Raw genomic sequence first — 17311 nt, 5'->3', positions numbered from 1 at the left:
TGACCGGTCGGCGCTTCCATAGGAGGATGTTGTGGATATCAAGCCGCCGCGCGCGTGGCGAGTTGCGCCTGGTTGTTTCACTCCCCGGAACGACAGCGCGTTGTTAGCGCGGGGACGCCCCGCTGCTGGGCATACCACACACCTACGTTGCGTGCCGTGGACGATACCGGTGTGACGGCACGACGCGCCGTCGCGGCACTCGACGAGCTGACGTTACTTCTCGGGCCCGACCGCGCACCAGTGGCCGACGCAAGCATGGACCCCATCACCCTCGAGCAGTGGGTTGAAGACGGCCTCGCCCGGCTACGGGACATCTTGGCTGCTCACGCCGGTGCCGACGCGATACCGATGGCGCTGCTTGCGGTGGAACTTGCCGAGATACGCTCGGCCATGACCGGTGAGCGGGCAACGCGCCGGTTGGATGGGCTACTGCGCGTGCAGCGCGCCCTCGCTCGGCTCCGCGCCGTGGGATCCGTTGACCAAATGTTGGTGAAGGCCCCCCAGGTGTTGTGCGAGCTCTGTGGCTTCGAGGTCGCCATGCTGTGGCAGGTGAAAGACGGTCGCACTACGCCGGCAGCAGCCTTCTCCAAACGTGACCCCGGTTTTGCAGACAAGGTGCAGCGCCAAGCGCTCAAAAGGCCCTCGATGGAACTGGATCCCGACGGAGTAGAGGGCGAAATGCTTCGTCGCAGAGCGCCGGTGGTTGTCCACGATGCACTCAACGATCCACGCGTCCGTACAGACCTGACTCGGTTGGCGGGCATCTCCTCGTACGTTGCGGCACCGGTGATGCCCGAGGGTCGGGTCATCGGATTCCTGCACGCGTCGACGATGCGTCACGATGACATCATCGACCGTGATGTCCTCTGGGCCTTCGCTGAAGGGTACGGATTTGCCTTAGAACGAACGATTCTTCTACAACGACTTCACGATCAGGGCGAGAGAATTCGTGAACTCGTTGTGGCAACCGAGTCGGTGTTGACCGAGATACGCCAGGCCGGCCTCCAAATTACGATCGCCAGCGATGAACTAAATGTGGCCGAGTCGCTGAGCCCCGTCAGGTCCGCAATGATGTCGGCGCCGGACTCACGGATTCACCAGCTCCTCACGCGCCGCGAACTAGAAATCATTGAACTCCTTGCTCACGGAGATACGAACCGGCATATCGCCGAGCGCCTACTCATTTCTGAGTACACCGTGAAATCACACGTGAGTCAGATCCTGCGCAAGTTGCAGGCCACCAACCGAACCGAAGCCGTTTCCGCCTTCATGCGAATGACTGGACTCGCCCCGTAGCGGGTGTATTCCCTAGGTGACACTCGTAGCAGACCCGTCACCGCCGCGAGTGTTCGTCACCGGGGCCTCGGCGGTCGCGCGCGATTTGCTGGCAGCCCGATCGTTCGGCGGAGGTGTATCCGCCGATCGAGGCATTGCCGATGCGATCAACGCGAGTCATGCTCGGCTTTCAAGGAGGCATTCAACGATGAATCAAACTTTGAGTGGACGAGTGGTTGCCATCACCGGCGGCGCCCGCGCGGTAGGTGAAGACGCGTGAGGCCGCCTAATCGCGAGGTTCGTCTCGATCACGGATGGCTGTCATACGTGGAGGCTGGCGAGGGGCCCGCCATGTTGCTCGTCCATGGTCTCGGCGGCAACTGGCAGAATTGGCTCACCAACGTTGAGACCCTCGCTAGCCGACATCGCGTCATTGCGCTTGATCTTCCTGGCTTTGGCCGCTCGGATCCCTTTCGCGGCAAGGTGACCATGGCCCGCTATGTCGATGTTCTATTCGAGTTGCTCGACAAGCGTGGAGTCGAAACTGCTACCTTGGTGGGCAATTCGATGGGTGGACTGCTCACCATCGAGGCGGCAGCTCAGCGCCCCGAGCGCGTCGACGCCGCGATCCTCGCCTGCTCGGCAGGCGTGCCATTGACTCACCGTCGCTACCGTTCTGCGCTGATCCCGTTTGCGCTGGGGCTGAACGAAACGTTTCAGCGCGGGCGCCCCCGCCGGGCATTGCTCGCAAGTCCCCTTCTGCGGCGGAAGATCGCTGCGCGAATACTGCAGGCCCCGGATGACGTTGACCAAAATCACCTGGTCGAGTTGCTCGGTGGTTTGGGGGCAGCCGGGTTCGGTGCCGCATTGCGCGCGGGCGCTCACCACGACGCGCGAGCACAAGCGCGGCAGATACGGTGTCCAACTCTCGTCCTCGCGGGCGGTCACGACCGTCTCCTGCCCCCGTGGATGGCCTCACAACTGCACGATCTGATCCCGAATTCGACCTTGGTCGTATGGGACGACACAGGACACTGCCCGATGATTGAACACCCGGCACGCTTCAACGCGTTGGTCTCCGAGTTCGTTTCATAGATTCCGACTGTTTCGGCCGAGACCGTCGAGCCAAAACGCCTTCGGAGGGGGGTCGAGCGGCGATGGGTCGAAAAACACGACACCGCCGCCGATCGACCTACTAACGCCCCCCCATTGGCGGATTCCCCACACGCCGTTCACAGGCGAAGATGGATGCCATTGCACCGTAGTCGGCTTCTCGACCGTCGACGATATCGACCGGTTCGCGTGAGCACGATCTTTCAGCGCTAAAAGGATAAACAATGCAGCAGGTCAACGCGCACGACGCTATGTTCCTCCACGTCGAGGACACGAACTGGGCGGCCCACGGCGGCATGGTCGTCATCTACGATCCCGCCACAGCACCCAACGGCACCGTACGATTCAAGGACATTCTCAGACATCTCGACGACCGGCTGTCGCGATCACCGGTTTTTCGGAGGTGCCTCGTACGGGTTCCGTTCGACCTCGATCACCCGTATTGGATCGAGGACGAGCATTTCGACTTGGAATGGCACGTCCGCCATGTTCGGCTGCCCGAGCCAGCGGACTGGAGGCAGCTGTGCATCATGGTGGCTCGGCTTGACTCTCGAGCGCTGGACCTCAATCGCCCCCCATGGGAGATGTACGTCATCGAGGGCCTTGACAACATTGACGGCGTAGCCAAAGGCTCCTATGCCATATTCACCAAGCTCCATCACATTGCAGTAGATGGTCACGCGATGCGCGACATCCTCAGTGGCATACACGATTTGACGCCAGAAGTACGGCACGGAACCGACGACGACAAATGGACACCCGAAAAGCGTCCGGGCATGGTGGGGTTGATGGGCCGGGCATTGCTCAACAACGTGATTCGGGCGCCGGTCCGCACGGCTCGGGCTGGCGCTGCAATGCTTCCGTCCGCAGGTCTGCTTTCTGCAGCAGTCCTCGGGCGCAGTGAGAGCGGCTCGTTAATTCCGTCGCGAATCCCGCACACCCGGTTCCAGACTCAACTCACACCGCATCGGGTGCTCGACGGACGGGTCTTTCAGTTTGACGACATCAAGCGGTTGCGCAAAGCCGTGCCTGGCGCGACGGTCAACGACGTCGTCATCGCGGTGATCGGCGGCGCGGTTCGCCGATACCTCGAAGCCAAGAACGAGACCCCTACCGAGCCCCTCGTGTGCGGCGCACCGGTCGATCTGCGCAAGGGACAGGAGTCGGTGGCGGGCAATGACATTGCCTTCCTCGCCGTCGCGCTGGGTAGCGAGATTGCCGACCCAGTCGAGCGGCTGGCACATATTCAGCAGAGCACAACGGGCGCCAAGGAGATGCAGCGCGCCGTCGGAGCGCGCCAACTGTCAGAACTGAGCGCCAGCTTTCCCGGTGCGCTCACGTCGTGGGGGTTCAAGACCCTTGCCGCCACTCAGATCCTCTTTGGCAGCAGACGACCGATGTTCAACGTCGGCGTGTCGAATGTGCCGGGACCACAAGTGCCGCTTTACATGAACGGCGCACGTGCGCAGCGCTTCTTTGGCGTTGCCCCCATCTTGAGCGGTACCGCCCTCGCCTTCGGCGTGTTCAGTTATTGCGGCGTCGTCGACATCACCTTCGTTAGTTGTCGCCGCGCCCTGCCCGATCCGGAGCTCCTCGCCGAATGCCTGCAAGCCTCGTTCGACGAATCGATGCGGTGCGTTCCCTGACCGGACGCCGCGAGGACATGGTCGTCTAGTGCTGTGACCGCATAGGTTCGCCGGGTCGGCGGTCGTGGCGGTTGGATGTGCGGTGACATCCGATCCGACCGCTGGAGGCGCGGTTGCCGAGCCCGTCCGTGTGCGCAGACTGACCGACCACGAGGGGCAGAAGCTGCAGCAGATCGTGCGCCGGGACAGCACGAGTTCGGTGCGCTACCGGCGGCCGATGATGCTGCTGGCCTCCGCTGGAGGAAACCGGGTGCCGGTGATCGCCCAGCTGGTGCAGGCCGACGAGGACACCGTCCGGGATGTGATCCACGCGTTCAACGAGAAGGGCCTGGCCTGCCTGGACCCTCGGTGGGCGGGAGGCCGTCCCCGCCAACTCAAGTCCGACGAAGAGGACTTCGTCGTCCAGACGGCCACCACCCGCCCGGTCAAGCTCGGCCAGCCTTTCACTCGCTGGTCACTGCGCAAGCTCGTCGCCTACCTGCGCAAAGTCCACGGCCGAGTGATTCGCATCAGCCGTGAGGCGTTACGGTGCCTGCTCGCCCGCCGCGGCGTCACCTTCCAGCGCACCAAGACCTGGAAGGAGTCCCCGGACCCCGAACGGGAGACGAAGCTGGACCGTATCGAGCACGTCCTGGACCGCTTCCCGGACCGGGCATTCGCCTTCGATGAGTTCGGCCCGCTCGGGATCCGGCCCATCGGCGGCAGCTGCTGGGCCGAACGGACCCGGCCCGACCGGCTGCCGGCCACCTACCGTCGCACCCACGGCGTCCGGTACTTCCATGGCTGCTACTCGGTGGGCGACGACCGTCTGTGGGGCGTGAACCGCCGCAAGAAGGGTGCCGGGAACACGCTGGCCGCGCTGAAATCGATCCGCGCCGCCCGGCCCGACGGCGCACCGATCTACGTGATCCTGGACAACCTGTCCGCCCACAAGCACAAGGGCGCCGACATCCGCCGCTGGGCAAAGAAGCACAAGGGTCGAGCTGTGCTTCACCCCGACCTACGCCTCCTGGGCGAACCCGATCGAGGCGCACTTCGGACCACTGCGGCAGTTCACCATCGCCAACTCCCACCACCCCAACCACACTGTCCAGACCAGGGCCCTGCACTCCTACCTCCGCTGGCGCAACGCCAATGCCTGCCACCGCGACGTCCTGTCCGCCGAACGCAAGGAACGCGCCCGCATCCGCAGCGAGAAAGGCGTCCGATGGGGCGGACACCCCCTCACAACCGCAGCCTGATCCAACCCGGCGTACCTACGCGGTCACAGCACTAGATCGCTGCCGTTGCGGCTCCGTAGGGCGACACGGCCGTCGGCCCACCGGCCGGCCAGGGCGCGGTAACCGTCCCACTTCTGTTGTGCGCTGTTGAGCTGTCCAGAGACTATCGTCCAGCGTCATGTCGATCACCGGTTGGCGAGCACGGGAGCTCAGCTCCCTGTTCGCCGATCTCGGTGAGGCGTTTGATGATCTGGGGGTGCCCGAGGGGCAGCCGTTCCTGATCAGTCCGGCGGGCGTGTACGACGTGGCGCTGAACCGGTATTTCTCGGTGTGGCCGGCGTCTTCGCCGTGGAACACCCAGGCCGCCCATGTCCGGGACCTGCGCACGTACTACGACTTCCTGTGATTCGCGCGAGGCAGGCGGGACTGGCGTGATGCGCCCATGGACAACTGAGAGGCGTTCGAGTGGTGGGGCGGTCACCTCCGACTGCCATGTCTGCCGACACCCCTACGAGCGCCCCGACCTGGCCGCCCCACCCGTCCAGTCATGCCGGTATGGGCTGCAACGGCCGGATGACCTGCCATTTGAGGATTCGGGCCATGCCGCAGCCGAGGATTACCCGGATGGTCGCCTGGGCCTGAGGCTGGCCGCGCTTCAGCGAGGCAGCAGGACGTCGACCTGCCTGCGGATGTCCTGCACGATCTCCTCGACGCTCAAGGCGATGTTCACGCTCGCCGCCATGCTGAGGAACATCACGGCGGACACGATGTGTGCCAGTGTCGCGGCGTCGCCCTCTGCGACCCGTTCGTCTCGGCGCAGCACGGCGGCGACGGACTCCTCGGTCTGCGCGTCGATGGCGAGTGCTGCGCCATGCCGGGGCTCCTCGGGGTCGCCGAAGACCATCTCTCGCAGGTAGGTGCGTCCGTTGTCGATCTGGATGCGGTTGCACTCGACGATCGGCCGGACGATCGCCAGCACCGCGCCCAGCACGACTGGGACGGTCTCGGCGTCCGCCCGGCCCTGCTCAAGTGCTTCGACGTACTTGGCGTTCTGGACAAGGAGGAGGAGTTCGCCCTTGGTCTTGGCATAAAGGAACAGGGTCCCGGTGCCGATGTCGGCCTGGTCAGCGATCTGCTGGGTCGTGACCTCATCGGCGCCGTGTTCGGCGAACAGTTCACTGGCGGCAGCGACAATGCGGTCGAGTTTCTCCTGCTTGTTCCGCTCGCGCCGTCCGACCGACTGGGAGGCGGCAGACATGGGTGGTGTCCTCGTGCGTTCTGTGTCGCCCGTCGCGGTTGCGGCGGGTCAGCTGCTGCCGATGACGGCCTTGCCGCGGATGCCGCCCTGGGACAGGGACTGCAGCGCCTGCGGGGTCTGGTCGAAGCCGACCACCTTTCCTACGACCGGACGCACCACGCCCTGGTCGATGAGAGTGGTGATCTGGCGGAGCTGGTCGCCGCTGGCGCGCATGAACAGGAACTCATACGTCACGCCGAGCTTCTTGGCCTGCCTGCGGATCTTGCCGCTCATGCCTGCGACCGCCAGGCGCAGCAGCGGGTTCAGGCCGGCCTCGCGGGCGAACGCGGGGTCCGGGGGGCCGGTGATCCCGATGGCTTTGCCGCCGGGCTTGAGCACCCGCAGGGACTTCTCGAGGGTCTCCCCACCGATGCTGTCCAGCACCAGGTCGTAGCCGGTCAGGAGCTGTTCGAAGTCCTGGGCGCGGTAATCGATCACCGTGTCCGCGCCGAGCGTGCGCACGAAGTCCGCGTTGGAACCGCTGGCGGTCGTGGCGACGCTCGCGCCGAGGTGCGCGGCGAGCTGGATCGCGATCGAACCGACCCCGCCGGCCCCGGCGTGGATGAGAACCTTCTGCCCGGGCCGCACCTTCCCGCGCTCCACCAGCGCCTGCCACGCCGTGAGCGCCGCCAGCGGCAGCGAGCCCGCCTCTTCCATGCTGATCGAAGCGGGCTTGAGCGCCAGGTCGCCCTCCGCTACGGCGATGCGTTCGGCGAAGGTGCCGATGCGGTCCTGGTGGGGCCGGGCGTAGACCTCGTCTCCGGGTCTGAAGCCGCGAACTGCCGTCCCGACGGAGATGACGGTGCCCGCGACGTCGTTGCCCAGGATCAGCGGCAGCTTGTAGGGCAGGATCTGCTTGAACTCACCGGTGCGGATCTTCTCATCCAGCGGGTTCAGTCCGGCGGCCTCCACCCGGATGAGCACGTCATGCTCCCCCACGGTGGGTTCGGGGACGTCCGCCTCCTGCAGCGGCTCCTTGTACTTGGTGACGACGAACGCTCGCATGGGGCGCCGCTCCTTCTCTTCATCCTATTTATCCAGGCGTGAGGCCATATCAGCCAATTCGGCGTGACATCGGGCCTTGCCTCACTCACTCAACCCGAGTGCCCTCAACTATGAGCCTGCTCAGGATTATTGTCAAGGGAGGTCGCATGGGACGCGGCCCACATGCCGATCGGGTGCCGCGAGCGGGCCAAACAGGCCAAGCGTGAGCGCATCATGACCGCAGCCCGCGAACTGTTCGCCGAACACGGCGTCAGCGGGGTCACGACACAGCAGATCGTCCACCGGGCCGACGTCGCGAACGGCACTCTTTACCTGTACGCGTCCACGAAGGCCGAGTTGCTGATCATGGTGCAGAACGAGAAGTTCGCCGCCGCCATCGACGTCGGCCTCGCCGCCGCGAACGCCACCGTCGGACAGGGCGCACTGGAGCCGGTCATCGCTCTCATACGTCCCGTGGTGGAGTGCCTGAGGGAACCACACCGAGAACGGCCGCACATACCTGCACGAACTCGTCTTCGGCGACCCGGCCGAGCCCTACCGGCAAGCGGGTCTAACCCTTGCAGGCCGCCTCGAGGTCACCGCGGCCATCGCCGGCATCCGGCCCGGCACCCGACTGGTGTCCATCTGCACCGGCTCCTACGTCCTGGCCGCCGCGGGCCTCCTCGACGGCCGACCCGCCAACACCCACTGGAACCTCGCCCCCGAGTTCCGCCGCGCCTACCCCCGCGTCAAGGTCGACGAGGAGGTCCTCTTCGTCGACGACGGCGACGTACGGTCTCCGCGGGCGTCGCCGCCGGCGTCGACCTGTGCCTGCACATGATCCGCCGCGACCACGGCGCCGCCGCCGCCAACCGCGCCGCCCGGATGAGCCTGCGCTCCTTCACCCGCCGCTTCCGCGACGAGGTCGGCATGACCCCCGTGCAGTGGCTCACCGCGCAACGCCTGGAACTGGCCAAGCAGTTGCTGGAGACCACCGATCTGTCCATCGACCTACCCGATCTCGGCCGTCCAACCTTCGGGGCGTGGCTCGGTGATATCGCCTGAACGATGGGGAGGCGGTGTACGAGTTGGTCTGCGCGTGAGGGACCGAGCTTTTTGCCGATCGGCCCCACGAAATAAACAGCGGCCGGTGGCAGCCAAGTCGGAACGCCAGGGCGTGAGTTTTAGTCGAGCGGCGGCGGCAACGTCATGAGATGAGGACCTTCTTTGAAAGATGCGGCTTCTGGGTTCCATGGCCACAGGTTTGATATCCGTTCGACCAGAAACTCGGGCACGGGTGACGAACGACTTGCGCGGTTCTTTGTGGGACCTTCGAGAATGCCGAGCTTAGCGACGGGCAGTCGCTGATCTCCTTACTGGAGTCGCCGACGGATGGCGTCGAAGTCCTTAACGCGATGGGGCTGTCGCTTCGCCGGGCGGGCCATCCGCACGGAGCCCGCATGGTCTCCTCGGCCGTGGCGACGGCGGGAACGATCGACGGACATCGCCCAAACCTGCTGAGCCGCGCATTGACCGACATCACGACCGCAGGGTCGTTGGGTTACGAAGTCGACTACTACGCGCGGCAGATCATCACGCAGCCCGCCCACTGAGCGGACTGGTCTTCTGCACCTGTAGGACTATTCCGAGAGTCGCTCAACAACCGATGGACCGCCACGCGGTGTGATTCAAGAGCCTCCGAGCACCGTCAGGTCGACCGCGTTCGCCATCGCTTCGTAGCCTGCCGCGTTCGGGTGCAACCGGTCCGGACAGGCGTAATCGGGCGCGAGGGCATCCGGGTTCTGCGGATCTCGCAGCGCCGCATCGAAATCAATCACGCTGTCGGCAGAGGTCTGCGACCGTATCCATTCGTTGACGGCGACACGGTGCGCGGACCCGTGCCGTGCGAGACGGTCATGAACGAGCGCCCCACCCGCAGGAAGCAGCGTGCCCAGGTGCACCCTGATACCGGCATCGCGCAGGCGATCGATAACCATTTCGTAGCCATCGATCACTGCTTTGGGTCGGGCACGCGGCGGCAGCCCGAAGTCGTTGGTGCCAACCTGCACGATCACGTCAGAGACACCCGAGATCTCGATGGCGTCCTGCTGCACGCGCGCGATCGCTGACGGACCGAATCCGACCACGCGGCCGTCACGCACAACGCGGTTTCCGGAGATTCCGGCGTTGACGACACACCGCGCGACACCGGCGGCGTCGATGCGGCGCTGCAGGAAGTCCGGATAGCGGAGATTCCGGTCGACCACGGTTCGTTCCTGGCGCAGGCTCACGTTCCGCGAACCGACGAAACCATCGGTGATCGAGTCGCCGAAGGCGACGACCGCCGAAACCTCCTGCGGCGCAAGCACGTCAATACCGCTGACGAACGGCTGACTCGTGGTGCGCATACCCAGCCGCCCGCCGTCGGCGTCGGCAGTGCTGCAACCGGACAGCGGCCTGCTGTAGTAGCTGGTTGCGTTGGCCTCGAGGTGCCCCGTCGGATGCAGCACCGTTCCGGGCACATGCACGCTGACTGCGAGCGGTTCGAACGCGCCGAACGACAACTCGACCGCGTCGCTGACAACGTCCGCATGCTCCGGAATCCGAATCGAGCGATGCCCGCCGAAGGGCACCGCCCGCAACGTCTCCGGGTCGATCGCAGCGCCCACTGTCTGTTTCGCGACGGTCACCGACGCGAGTTCGATCGCCTGCCGCCGGAACCGGTTCGTCAGATGTATGCGCAGCGTCGACCCCCCGCGATGCGGCGTGACGACGCATCGGAACGTCTGGTCGTAGAGGGCCAGCATGGTCCGAAGCGACGGATCGACCAGGTGCAGCGACCCTGACGGACACGCGGTCCAGCTCGCAACCCAGTGCTCCATCACCGGCTCACCTTTCCTGTCATGATCGATTCAAGCCAATCCACACACTGTTTGCCTTCAAAATGACCCGCGACCGACTCCGCATCCAGCAACTCCCGCTGACTCTCTCGCTTTCGTTGCTTTCTCGATCGCGCCGCCGTGCGGGACTGCGCGGACCGACGGAGCAACTCAGCGCGTTGTTCGGCGGTGAGGGGTCATTGTCGGCGTCTCGTCCTGCTAGTCGTGAGTCGGATCCTGCGCAAGTTGCAGCCGACCAACCGAACCGAAGCCGCTTCCGCCTTCATGCGAATGACTGGACTCGCCCCGTAGCGGGTGTATTCCCTAGGTGACACTCGTAGCAGACCCGTCACCGCCGCGAGTGTTCGTCACCGTATCGATGACCGAGCGCTGATACTGTTCCCGAGCTGCGTGGTCGGCGCCGCTGGCCACCTGATCGACCTTCAGCACGTGCATGGCCGCTTCCCACAGGGTGCGTGGCACCAACGCGCGTGCACGGCTGACGACGCCTAATTCGGCAGGCACGAAGACCTCGAACCGCGGCCGGCGCAGAGCTCGGACGATGGCATCGGCTACGTGCTCAGGGCCCACGGTTCGAACACCCCGGAGCGGCCGGTGTCCAGACGCCAGCTCGGTGTCGACGATTCCGGGCATAATTAGCGAGACGTGCACCCCGCTGTCTCGCAGTTCCCCGCGCAGCGCTTCGCTCAATCCGACGACGAAGTGCTTGGAACCGCTGTAGCTGGCTGAGTAGGGCAAAGCCAGTTTGCCCGCTCCGGAAGCGACGTTCACCAGATGACCACGACCCCGGGAGATGAACCGGGGGACAGCCGATTTCGCTCCGAATACCACTCCGTTGACATTGACGTCGATGGACCTCTGCGTTCCTCGGTCGTCTTCGAGCCACAATGGGGGGCCGACCAGCATGACGCCAGCATTGTTGACCAGGATGTCTAACGGTCCCATCGTTGCTTCAACGGTGTCGAGAAACCCGTCGACCGATTTGCGGTCGGTCACGTCCAGCGGCAATCCAATCGTGCCACGACCAATCTCGCCTGCGGTGCGCTTCGCCGCCTCACCGTCGATGTCCCCGATGGCCACCGAAACGCCCTCTCGCACTAGCGCCTCGGCGGTCGCGCGCCCTATACCGCGGGCACCGCCGGTTATGGCGGCCACTCGTCCACTCAAAGTTTGATTCATCTTGAATGCCTCTCCTTGTCGGTTTGCGTTTGATGCTGCGGAACATCATCAAACGCCGAGCATGACTCGCTTTGATCGCATCGGCAATGCCTCGATCGGCGGATACACCTCCGCCAAACGATCTGGTTGCCTGCCCCTCTGCCGAATGGCGTTGCTTTTCCCCCAAACGCGGGATTGCCGCTTGCACGCCTGCCGCGTCTTCGAAATCTGGTCTCGTGAACCCGCGGCTCATGGTCCGCTACTTCCAGCTCGACCCGATGCTCGCGCCCGCATCGTCGACAAGGTCGGCACCCGCTCGTACTGGGAAGACTGGGCTGCCGATGTCGCCGACATCGCCAACGAACGATGGTCTCGATCGACGGCGGCACGCAGGCGCTGCGCCGGCGGGACACCCGACACGAAGCGGAAGAAGATGGGAAGACCGAACGGTGGATCGGACACGCTCGCCGCTACCGCTGTGACTGATGCTTGGCGGCTAGTCGACAAGTAAAAGTGGCATGCTCGCGGTAGTTTGCGTCGAAGTATTGCTTGTTAAGCAACTAACAAGTATGTTCGTAACCAACCCCACCCTCACCTTCAACCGGGTTCGGGGCTTGGTTCGAACGAAGGACATTTCATGACGTCACCGCCCGATGTCATCCGCACTGAACGTGTCGGTGACGAAGACAAGATATTCGTGATCACCATCGATCGTGTCGAACGCAGCAACGCATTCGATTCAGCCACCGCACGAGCCATGGAAGCGGCGATCGACGAGTTCGAGTCCGACGACTCGCTGGCGGTCGCGATCGTCACCGGTGCAGGCCCGACGTTCTCGGCGGGTCAGGATCTCAAGGCGGCCGCCCTCGGTGATTTCGCGACCACCGAGCGCCGGGGCGGCTTCGGCGTCATGGCGCTGCGCCCGAGCAAACCGCTGATCGCCGCGGTCGAAGGCGATGCACTGGCCGGTGGCCTGGAGCTGTGTCTAGCCTGTGATCTGATCGTCGCGACCACGACCACTCGGATGGGCCTGCCGGAGGCGGCGCGGGCGCTCGTCGCTATCGGCGGCGGCCTTTTCCGGCTCCCCCAGCGCATCCCGTTCAACGTGGCGATGGAACTCGCACTCACCGGAAAACCGCTGCCGGCCACGGACTTCCACCGCATGGGGCTGGTCAACCGGATCACCGAGCCCGGCGGCGCACTCGCCGAGGCGCTGACGCTGGCCGGAGACATCGCCGCAGCCGGACCGCTGGCAGTCAGAGCCAGCAAACAGATCGCCCAGCACAGCTTCGAATGGAGCGACGAGCAGGCCTGGACCGAACAGATGACCTACGCACGACCGGTCCTGACATCGGACGACACACAAGAAGGATTGCGGGCATTCGCCGAAAAACGGGCCCCGGTATGGAAGGGCCGATAATGCTCACGACACCCACTCTGCACAGCAGCCTGCTGACCGGACAGACAGCCATCGTCACCGGCGGCGGCAACGGCATCGGCAGGGCCACCGCGGAAATCCTCGCAGCCAACGGCGCCACAGTGGTCGTGGCCGATCTCGACGCTGACCTCGCCGAGCAGGTCGCCCGAGAGATCGGAGCCGGTGCGAGTGCCTACGGTGTCGATCTGACCGATCCGGCCGCCGCGGACAAGCTCATCGCCCACGTTGCCGAATCCGGAAACGGCATCGACATCATCGTCAACGGTGCCGGGTACTTCTGGGATGCACCGGTACACAAGATGACCGACGAACAATTTCAGGCCATGCTCGACATTCATCTGCTGGCCCCCTTCCGGATCTGCCGCGCCGCGGCTCCCTACTTTCGCGACCAAGGAAAACGCGAGGCAGCCGAGGGCACCGTCCGCCATCGCAAGATCGTGAATATCACCTCGCTGGCCGCCAGTTTCGGCAACCCCGGCGCCGCAAACTACGCCGCTGCGAAAGCCGGCTTGATCGGCCTGACGAAAACACTGGCGCTCGAATGGGGATCGGCCAACGTCAACGTCAACGCAGTCGCCTTTGGGGTCATCCAAACCCGTTTCGGCGCACCACAATCCGAGCAGAACACCATCGATGTCGGCGGCCGAACGATCCCCCTCGGCGTCCCGGACAAGACCTTGCAGATGATGGGCTTCGACCCTACCGAACAGCGCGACCTCTACGCCCCCCAAAAGATCGCCGGATCGGCGTTGGGCCGCACCGGAACCATCCAGGAGGCCGCCGACACGATCTTCTGGCTCGCATCGCCGTTGTCGAACTTCGTCACCGGCCAGGTCGTCGCGGTCAGCGGCGGCGCTCGCGGCGGCCTCGCCTAACCTCGCCATTCGTTCACACCTAACCTCGTCATTCGTTCACAGGAGATACTCATGACCAACCCCGACACTCCCGGTACGGCGCCGTTCGCGCCAGCCGACCTCGACGCAATCTGCGCCACCGAAGGCGACCGCACACTCACCTGGCGCGCGTGGAACGATCAGGCCAACCGACTCGCCTCCTCGCTGCGCAGCCTCGGCGTGGGCAGCGGCGACCGCGTCGCGGTCCGTGTGCATACCCGCATCGAATGGCTCACCATCTCGCTGGCGATCGCCAAACTCGACGCTGTCCTCGTCGCCGTCAACTACCGGCTCGCGCCCCCCGAATCGGTCTACATCCTGCGCGACTGCAAGGTCCGCGCGGCGATCGTCGACGACACCGATCCCGCCGCGCTCGTGGACGCCTGGACACCACTGGGCCTGGCGGCGATCGTGTCCCTCGACGTCCCCACCGAGGGCACCCACTCCTACGCGGCGTTGCTCGAGGACGGCGATCCCACGCACCAGCCCGCCCACGATCTCGCCCACCTGATCGTCTACTCCTCGGGCACCACCGGCGCACCCAAAGGCGCACCCCTCAATAACTGGCAGAATCCACCCGACCCCGCAGTCCTGGGCGAATACCAACGGTCGGTGTCGTTCGACCTCGCCTGCGGCGGCCCGGGAAACCGGATGCTGATCAACATCCCGATGCACCACGGCGCCGGACCCACCTTCACTCGCGTCGCCCTGGCCACCGGCGGAACGGTGCACTTCCAGCGCCGATTCGATCCGACCGAGGTCCTACGACTCATCCACACCCACCGGCTCACTCACTGGATCGCTGTGCCCACCATGCTCCAGCGTCTGCTCAAGATTCCGGCGGATATCCGTGCCGGCTACGACATCTCCTCACTGCGGTTCGTCATGGGCGGGGCGGCGCCGTTCGCTGCCGAGCTCAAGCAGGAAGCCATCGACTATTTCGGCCACGTCCTCTACGAAATCTACGGCGCCACCGAATCCGGCATGATTGCCGGCGCGACACCGGAGGACCTGCGCCGCCACCCCCACACATCCGGTCGGCCTTTCCGCCACGTTGATATCCGAATTGTCGACGCCGACCATAGACCCGTTCCGGCGGGAGTCACGGGTGAAATCACAGTCCGGACACCGGTTGTCATCGGCGGATACATCGGCCGCGGCCCACTCGGCCCCGACAAGATCGACGCCGACGGCTACTACTACACCGGCGACGTCGGACATCTCGACGCCGACGGCTACCTTTTCATCTACGACCGCATCACCGACATGATCATCGCGGGCGGCGTCAACATCTACCCTGCCGAGATCGAAGCCGTGATCGGCACCCATCCCGACATCGTCAACGTAGCCGTCATCGGTCTCCCCGACCCCGACCACGGCGAACAGCCCTACGCCTTCGTGCAAACCATCCCCGGCGCAGCCCTGTCCGCCGACGCCGTGCTCACGTTCTGCCAGGGCAAGCTGGCGAAATACAAATGGCCCCGAGGTATCGAGTTCATCGACGAAATCCCCACCAGCCCTATCGGCAAGAACCTCAAACGCATACTCCGAGAACAAATTTCAGAAAACGCAAAATGAAGGGAACTGCCACTGTGGCAAGCACGGACAATCCTCTCGACCTGTCGGGTCACACCGTGCTTGTCACCGGCGCAGGACAAGGCGTCGGTAAGCGTGTCGCCGAGCTCGCGGCCGCCCGCGGCGCGGCGATCGTGGTGAACGACTTCGACGCCGACCGCGCCGCCGCCGTCGTCGACGAGCTGCGGGCATCGGGAACCACAGCGGCCCCCGCCGCTGCCGACGTCGGCGATTTCGAGCAGTTCGGCACCGCGATCGACACGGCAGTCGCCGAGATCGGACCGATCGATATTCTGGTCAACAACGCCGGCAATCGAGGCGCCGAAGCCCCCGCCCACGCTCCCCGACCGTTCTGGGAACAAGACCCCAGCGACTGGAAGCCGTTTTTCCACGTGAACCTGGACGGGGCCATGAACGCCACCCGCCATGTCCTGCCGTACATGATCGCCGGTAACTACGGCCGCGTCATCACCGTGATCTCCGACGCCGCCCGCGTCGGCGAGATCAACGGCATGGAGTCCTACTCCGCCGCCAAAGCGGGCGCCGCCGGGTTCACCCGATCCATCGCACGACTCAGCGGCCGGCACGGCATCACCGCCAACAGTGTTGCCCTCGGCGCCACTCGCACCCCCGCCATCGCCGACGCCATCGCCGACGAGAACTTCGCAAAGAAAGTTCTGTCCGGCTACATCATTCGCCGATTCGGCGATCCCGAAGACGCCGCGAACATGATCCTCTTCCTGGCCTCCGGCGCCGCCGGATGGGTCACCGGTCAGACCATCCCCGTCAACGGCGGTTACTCGCTCGCGCTGTGACCCCGACCGCGGGCAGGCCGCCGGGAAACGCGCCCATGATCGACCGCGGCTTCCGTGATCGGCGATAGGCGATCCGGCCACGGCGGCGCTCCGCGCGCGACAGAACCGGCGTGCATGCTCGACGACGAACCCCCTGCCGACCAAATACACCTTGCTGATTGAATGACAAGCTTTGAAGTCGCGTAGAATGACCTATATGGCTACGGCGCGCACCACCAAGTCCGATCCACCGCTTTCCGCCGCCGCGACCCCGAGGCGCACGCAGGAGGAGCGCAGTGCAGAATCACGAGAACGCTTGATCGCGGCCGCAATCGAACTGCTCGGCGCGAAGGGATACAGCCGGACCACGCTGGTGGACATCGGAAAGCGGGCAGGCCTCAGTCGTGGCTTGGTCACCTTCCACTTCGGTTCCAAAGAGCAATGCATGGCCGCGGTGGTGGACACCATTCGCGCAATGGTCACGGCCGAACTCGACCGCAAAAGCGCCGACGCACGCGGCCTGGAAGCTGTCGACCTGATGATCGACACGTATCTGACCACCGAAGAGTTCCGATCCTCGCATGCCATGCGCGCGATGTTCGCGATCATCATGGAATCGATAACCGAGTCCTCCATACTGCGGAAGTCGGTGGCAGAGCAGAACGCAATCTTTCGCCGGATGCTGGCCGACTGGATCACGCAAGCCCACGAGGACGGCGACATCGAACTACGCGACGATCCCCTCGGACTCGCCACCCTTATCGAAGGCCTGCTTCGCGGCACCCTGATCCAGAGCCTGACCGACCCCGACGCGGTCGATCTACGGGCGATCGCGAAGCTGTCGAAGGCAGTGGTACGGAACCACTTACAGGCATCACCCGGACGACTGTCCGGCACCGACGTCACCAGTCGTGTCCGGTCGCGAGGATCGGCCACCTCCGCCTAGCGGCCTGTCGCACATCCACCACGTCCGGGCACCCGCCGGACGCGCACCCGGCCCAGTAAAGGGCAGATTTCG

Annotated in this window: 16 protein-coding genes and 2 pseudogenes; 14 read left to right on the top strand and 4 right to left on the bottom strand. The window is 64.8% G+C overall.

Annotated features, from left to right (window positions below; genetic code table 11):
• The first annotated feature begins 156 nt into the window (after nt 1-156).
• The 5 genes from AS9A_RS03850 to AS9A_RS03825 all read left to right on the top strand — a co-directional run bounded on the left by AS9A_RS03850 (nt 157) and on the right by AS9A_RS03825 (nt 5660).
• Nucleotides 157-1296, top strand: a complete 1140-nt coding sequence (locus AS9A_RS03850; RefSeq protein ID WP_148262394.1) for a LuxR C-terminal-related transcriptional regulator — start codon at nt 157-159, stop codon at nt 1294-1296.
• A 255-nt stretch (nt 1297-1551) separates the two neighbouring features.
• Nucleotides 1552-2370 carry an alpha/beta fold hydrolase gene (locus AS9A_RS03840; protein WP_148262393.1) on the top strand — a complete coding sequence of 273 codons (819 nt, stop codon included), beginning with the start codon at nt 1552-1554 and terminating at the stop codon, nt 2368-2370.
• Between the two features lie 242 nt (nt 2371-2612).
• Nucleotides 2613-4034 carry a wax ester/triacylglycerol synthase family O-acyltransferase gene (locus tag AS9A_RS03835; protein WP_013805588.1) on the top strand — a complete coding sequence of 474 codons (1422 nt, stop codon included), beginning with the start codon at nt 2613-2615 and terminating at the stop codon, nt 4032-4034.
• Between the two features lie 82 nt (nt 4035-4116).
• On the top strand, nt 4117-5310 hold the full coding sequence (locus AS9A_RS03830) for an IS630 family transposase (protein ID WP_013805587.1): 1194 nt from the start codon (nt 4117-4119) through the stop codon (nt 5308-5310).
• Between the two features lie 122 nt (nt 5311-5432).
• Entirely contained in the window at nt 5433-5660 is a 228-nt protein-coding gene (locus tag AS9A_RS03825; RefSeq protein WP_013805586.1) for a hypothetical protein, read from the top strand.
• Nucleotides 5661-5909: 249 nt separating this feature from the next.
• Here the strand turns inward: AS9A_RS03825 and AS9A_RS03820 are convergent, their stop codons facing one another.
• Nucleotides 5910-6512, bottom strand: coding sequence for a TetR/AcrR family transcriptional regulator (locus tag AS9A_RS03820; protein WP_013805585.1), 603 nt, complete (start codon nt 6510-6512; stop codon nt 5910-5912).
• 48 nt (nt 6513-6560) lie between these two features.
• Nucleotides 6561-7556 (bottom strand): NADP-dependent oxidoreductase, encoded by a 996-nt coding sequence (locus tag AS9A_RS03815; protein ID WP_013805584.1) that lies wholly within the window; start codon nt 7554-7556, stop codon nt 6561-6563.
• Nucleotides 7557-7718: 162 nt separating this feature from the next.
• On the opposite strand from AS9A_RS03815, the pseudogene AS9A_RS24935 reads away from it, so the two are divergent.
• The 3 genes and pseudogenes from AS9A_RS24935 to AS9A_RS24030 form a co-directional block, all read left to right on the top strand.
• Nucleotides 7719-7838: pseudogene (locus AS9A_RS24935) on the top strand (TetR family transcriptional regulator); the annotation flags it as partial.
• A 289-nt stretch (nt 7839-8127) separates the two neighbouring features.
• A pseudogene (locus tag AS9A_RS23115) lies at nt 8128-8546 on the top strand (GlxA family transcriptional regulator); the annotation flags it as partial.
• A 449-nt stretch (nt 8547-8995) separates the two neighbouring features.
• Complete coding sequence (locus AS9A_RS24030; protein WP_013805583.1) at nt 8996-9148, top strand: hypothetical protein; 153 nt, start codon at nt 8996-8998, stop codon at nt 9146-9148.
• A 75-nt stretch (nt 9149-9223) separates the two neighbouring features.
• Here AS9A_RS24030 and AS9A_RS03800 read toward each other — a convergent pair whose 3' ends face one another.
• Together AS9A_RS03800 and AS9A_RS03795 are read right to left on the bottom strand one after the other, a co-directional pair.
• Nucleotides 9224-10417 (bottom strand): GDSL-type esterase/lipase family protein, encoded by a 1194-nt coding sequence (locus tag AS9A_RS03800; protein ID WP_148262392.1) that lies wholly within the window; start codon nt 10415-10417, stop codon nt 9224-9226.
• A 321-nt stretch (nt 10418-10738) separates the two neighbouring features.
• On the bottom strand, nt 10739-11614 hold the full coding sequence (locus AS9A_RS03795; protein ID WP_013805581.1) for an SDR family oxidoreductase: 876 nt from the start codon (nt 11612-11614) through the stop codon (nt 10739-10741).
• Nucleotides 11615-11675: 61 nt separating this feature from the next.
• Between AS9A_RS03795 and AS9A_RS03790 the strand changes: the two genes are divergently transcribed.
• From AS9A_RS03790 to AS9A_RS03765, 6 genes are all read left to right on the top strand, one after another.
• Complete coding sequence (locus AS9A_RS03790; RefSeq protein WP_041450846.1) at nt 11676-12104, top strand: hypothetical protein; 429 nt, start codon at nt 11676-11678, stop codon at nt 12102-12104.
• Nucleotides 12105-12230: 126 nt separating this feature from the next.
• Nucleotides 12231-13013, top strand: coding sequence for a crotonase/enoyl-CoA hydratase family protein (locus tag AS9A_RS03785; RefSeq protein WP_013805579.1), 783 nt, complete (start codon nt 12231-12233; stop codon nt 13011-13013).
• Nucleotides 13013-13906: an SDR family NAD(P)-dependent oxidoreductase gene (locus tag AS9A_RS03780; RefSeq protein ID WP_013805578.1), complete on the top strand. Its 894-nt coding sequence runs from the start codon at nt 13013-13015 to the stop codon at nt 13904-13906. The genes AS9A_RS03785 and AS9A_RS03780 overlap by 1 nt, the downstream gene beginning before the upstream one ends.
• Nucleotides 13907-13957: 51 nt before the next feature.
• Nucleotides 13958-15502: a class I adenylate-forming enzyme family protein gene (locus AS9A_RS03775; protein WP_013805577.1), complete on the top strand. Its 1545-nt coding sequence runs from the start codon at nt 13958-13960 to the stop codon at nt 15500-15502.
• 14 nt (nt 15503-15516) lie between these two features.
• Nucleotides 15517-16314: an SDR family NAD(P)-dependent oxidoreductase gene (locus tag AS9A_RS03770; protein ID WP_013805576.1), complete on the top strand. Its 798-nt coding sequence runs from the start codon at nt 15517-15519 to the stop codon at nt 16312-16314.
• A gap of 196 nt (nt 16315-16510) precedes the next feature.
• Nucleotides 16511-17239, top strand: coding sequence for a TetR/AcrR family transcriptional regulator (locus AS9A_RS03765; RefSeq protein ID WP_041450845.1), 729 nt, complete (start codon nt 16511-16513; stop codon nt 17237-17239).
• Nucleotides 17240-17311 lie beyond the last annotated feature (72 nt).

This window comes from Hoyosella subflava DQS3-9A1 (assembly GCF_000214175.1).
Lineage (GTDB): Bacteria > Actinomycetota > Actinomycetes > Mycobacteriales > Mycobacteriaceae > Hoyosella > Hoyosella subflava.
The sequence above is the reverse complement of the archived record's forward strand: the minus strand, read 5'-3'. Positions and strand labels throughout refer to the sequence as shown.

Bases quoted from the DNA above. Each gene is read 5' to 3' on its own strand.
- AS9A_RS03785 (WP_013805579.1), top strand. From the start codon at position 12,231: ATGACGTCACCGCCCGATGTCATCCGCACTGAACGTGTCGGTGACGAA.
- AS9A_RS03815 (WP_013805584.1), bottom strand. From the start codon at position 7,556: ATGCGAGCGTTCGTCGTCACCAAGTACAAGGAGCCGCTGCAGGAGGCG.
- AS9A_RS03780 (WP_013805578.1), top strand. From the start codon at position 13,013: ATGCTCACGACACCCACTCTGCACAGCAGCCTGCTGACCGGACAGACA.
- AS9A_RS03825 (WP_013805586.1), top strand. From the start codon at position 5,433: ATGTCGATCACCGGTTGGCGAGCACGGGAGCTCAGCTCCCTGTTCGCC.
- AS9A_RS03765 (WP_041450845.1), top strand. From the start codon at position 16,511: ATGGCTACGGCGCGCACCACCAAGTCCGATCCACCGCTTTCCGCCGCC.
- AS9A_RS03790 (WP_041450846.1), top strand. From the start codon at position 11,676: ATGACTCGCTTTGATCGCATCGGCAATGCCTCGATCGGCGGATACACC.
- AS9A_RS03835 (WP_013805588.1), top strand. From the start codon at position 2,613: ATGCAGCAGGTCAACGCGCACGACGCTATGTTCCTCCACGTCGAGGAC.
- AS9A_RS03795 (WP_013805581.1), bottom strand. From the start codon at position 11,614: ATGAATCAAACTTTGAGTGGACGAGTGGCCGCCATAACCGGCGGTGCC.
- AS9A_RS03820 (WP_013805585.1), bottom strand. From the start codon at position 6,512: ATGTCTGCCGCCTCCCAGTCGGTCGGACGGCGCGAGCGGAACAAGCAG.
- AS9A_RS24030 (WP_013805583.1), top strand. From the start codon at position 8,996: ATGGTCTCCTCGGCCGTGGCGACGGCGGGAACGATCGACGGACATCGC.
- AS9A_RS03775 (WP_013805577.1), top strand. From the start codon at position 13,958: ATGACCAACCCCGACACTCCCGGTACGGCGCCGTTCGCGCCAGCCGAC.
- AS9A_RS03800 (WP_148262392.1), bottom strand. From the start codon at position 10,417: ATGGAGCACTGGGTTGCGAGCTGGACCGCGTGTCCGTCAGGGTCGCTG.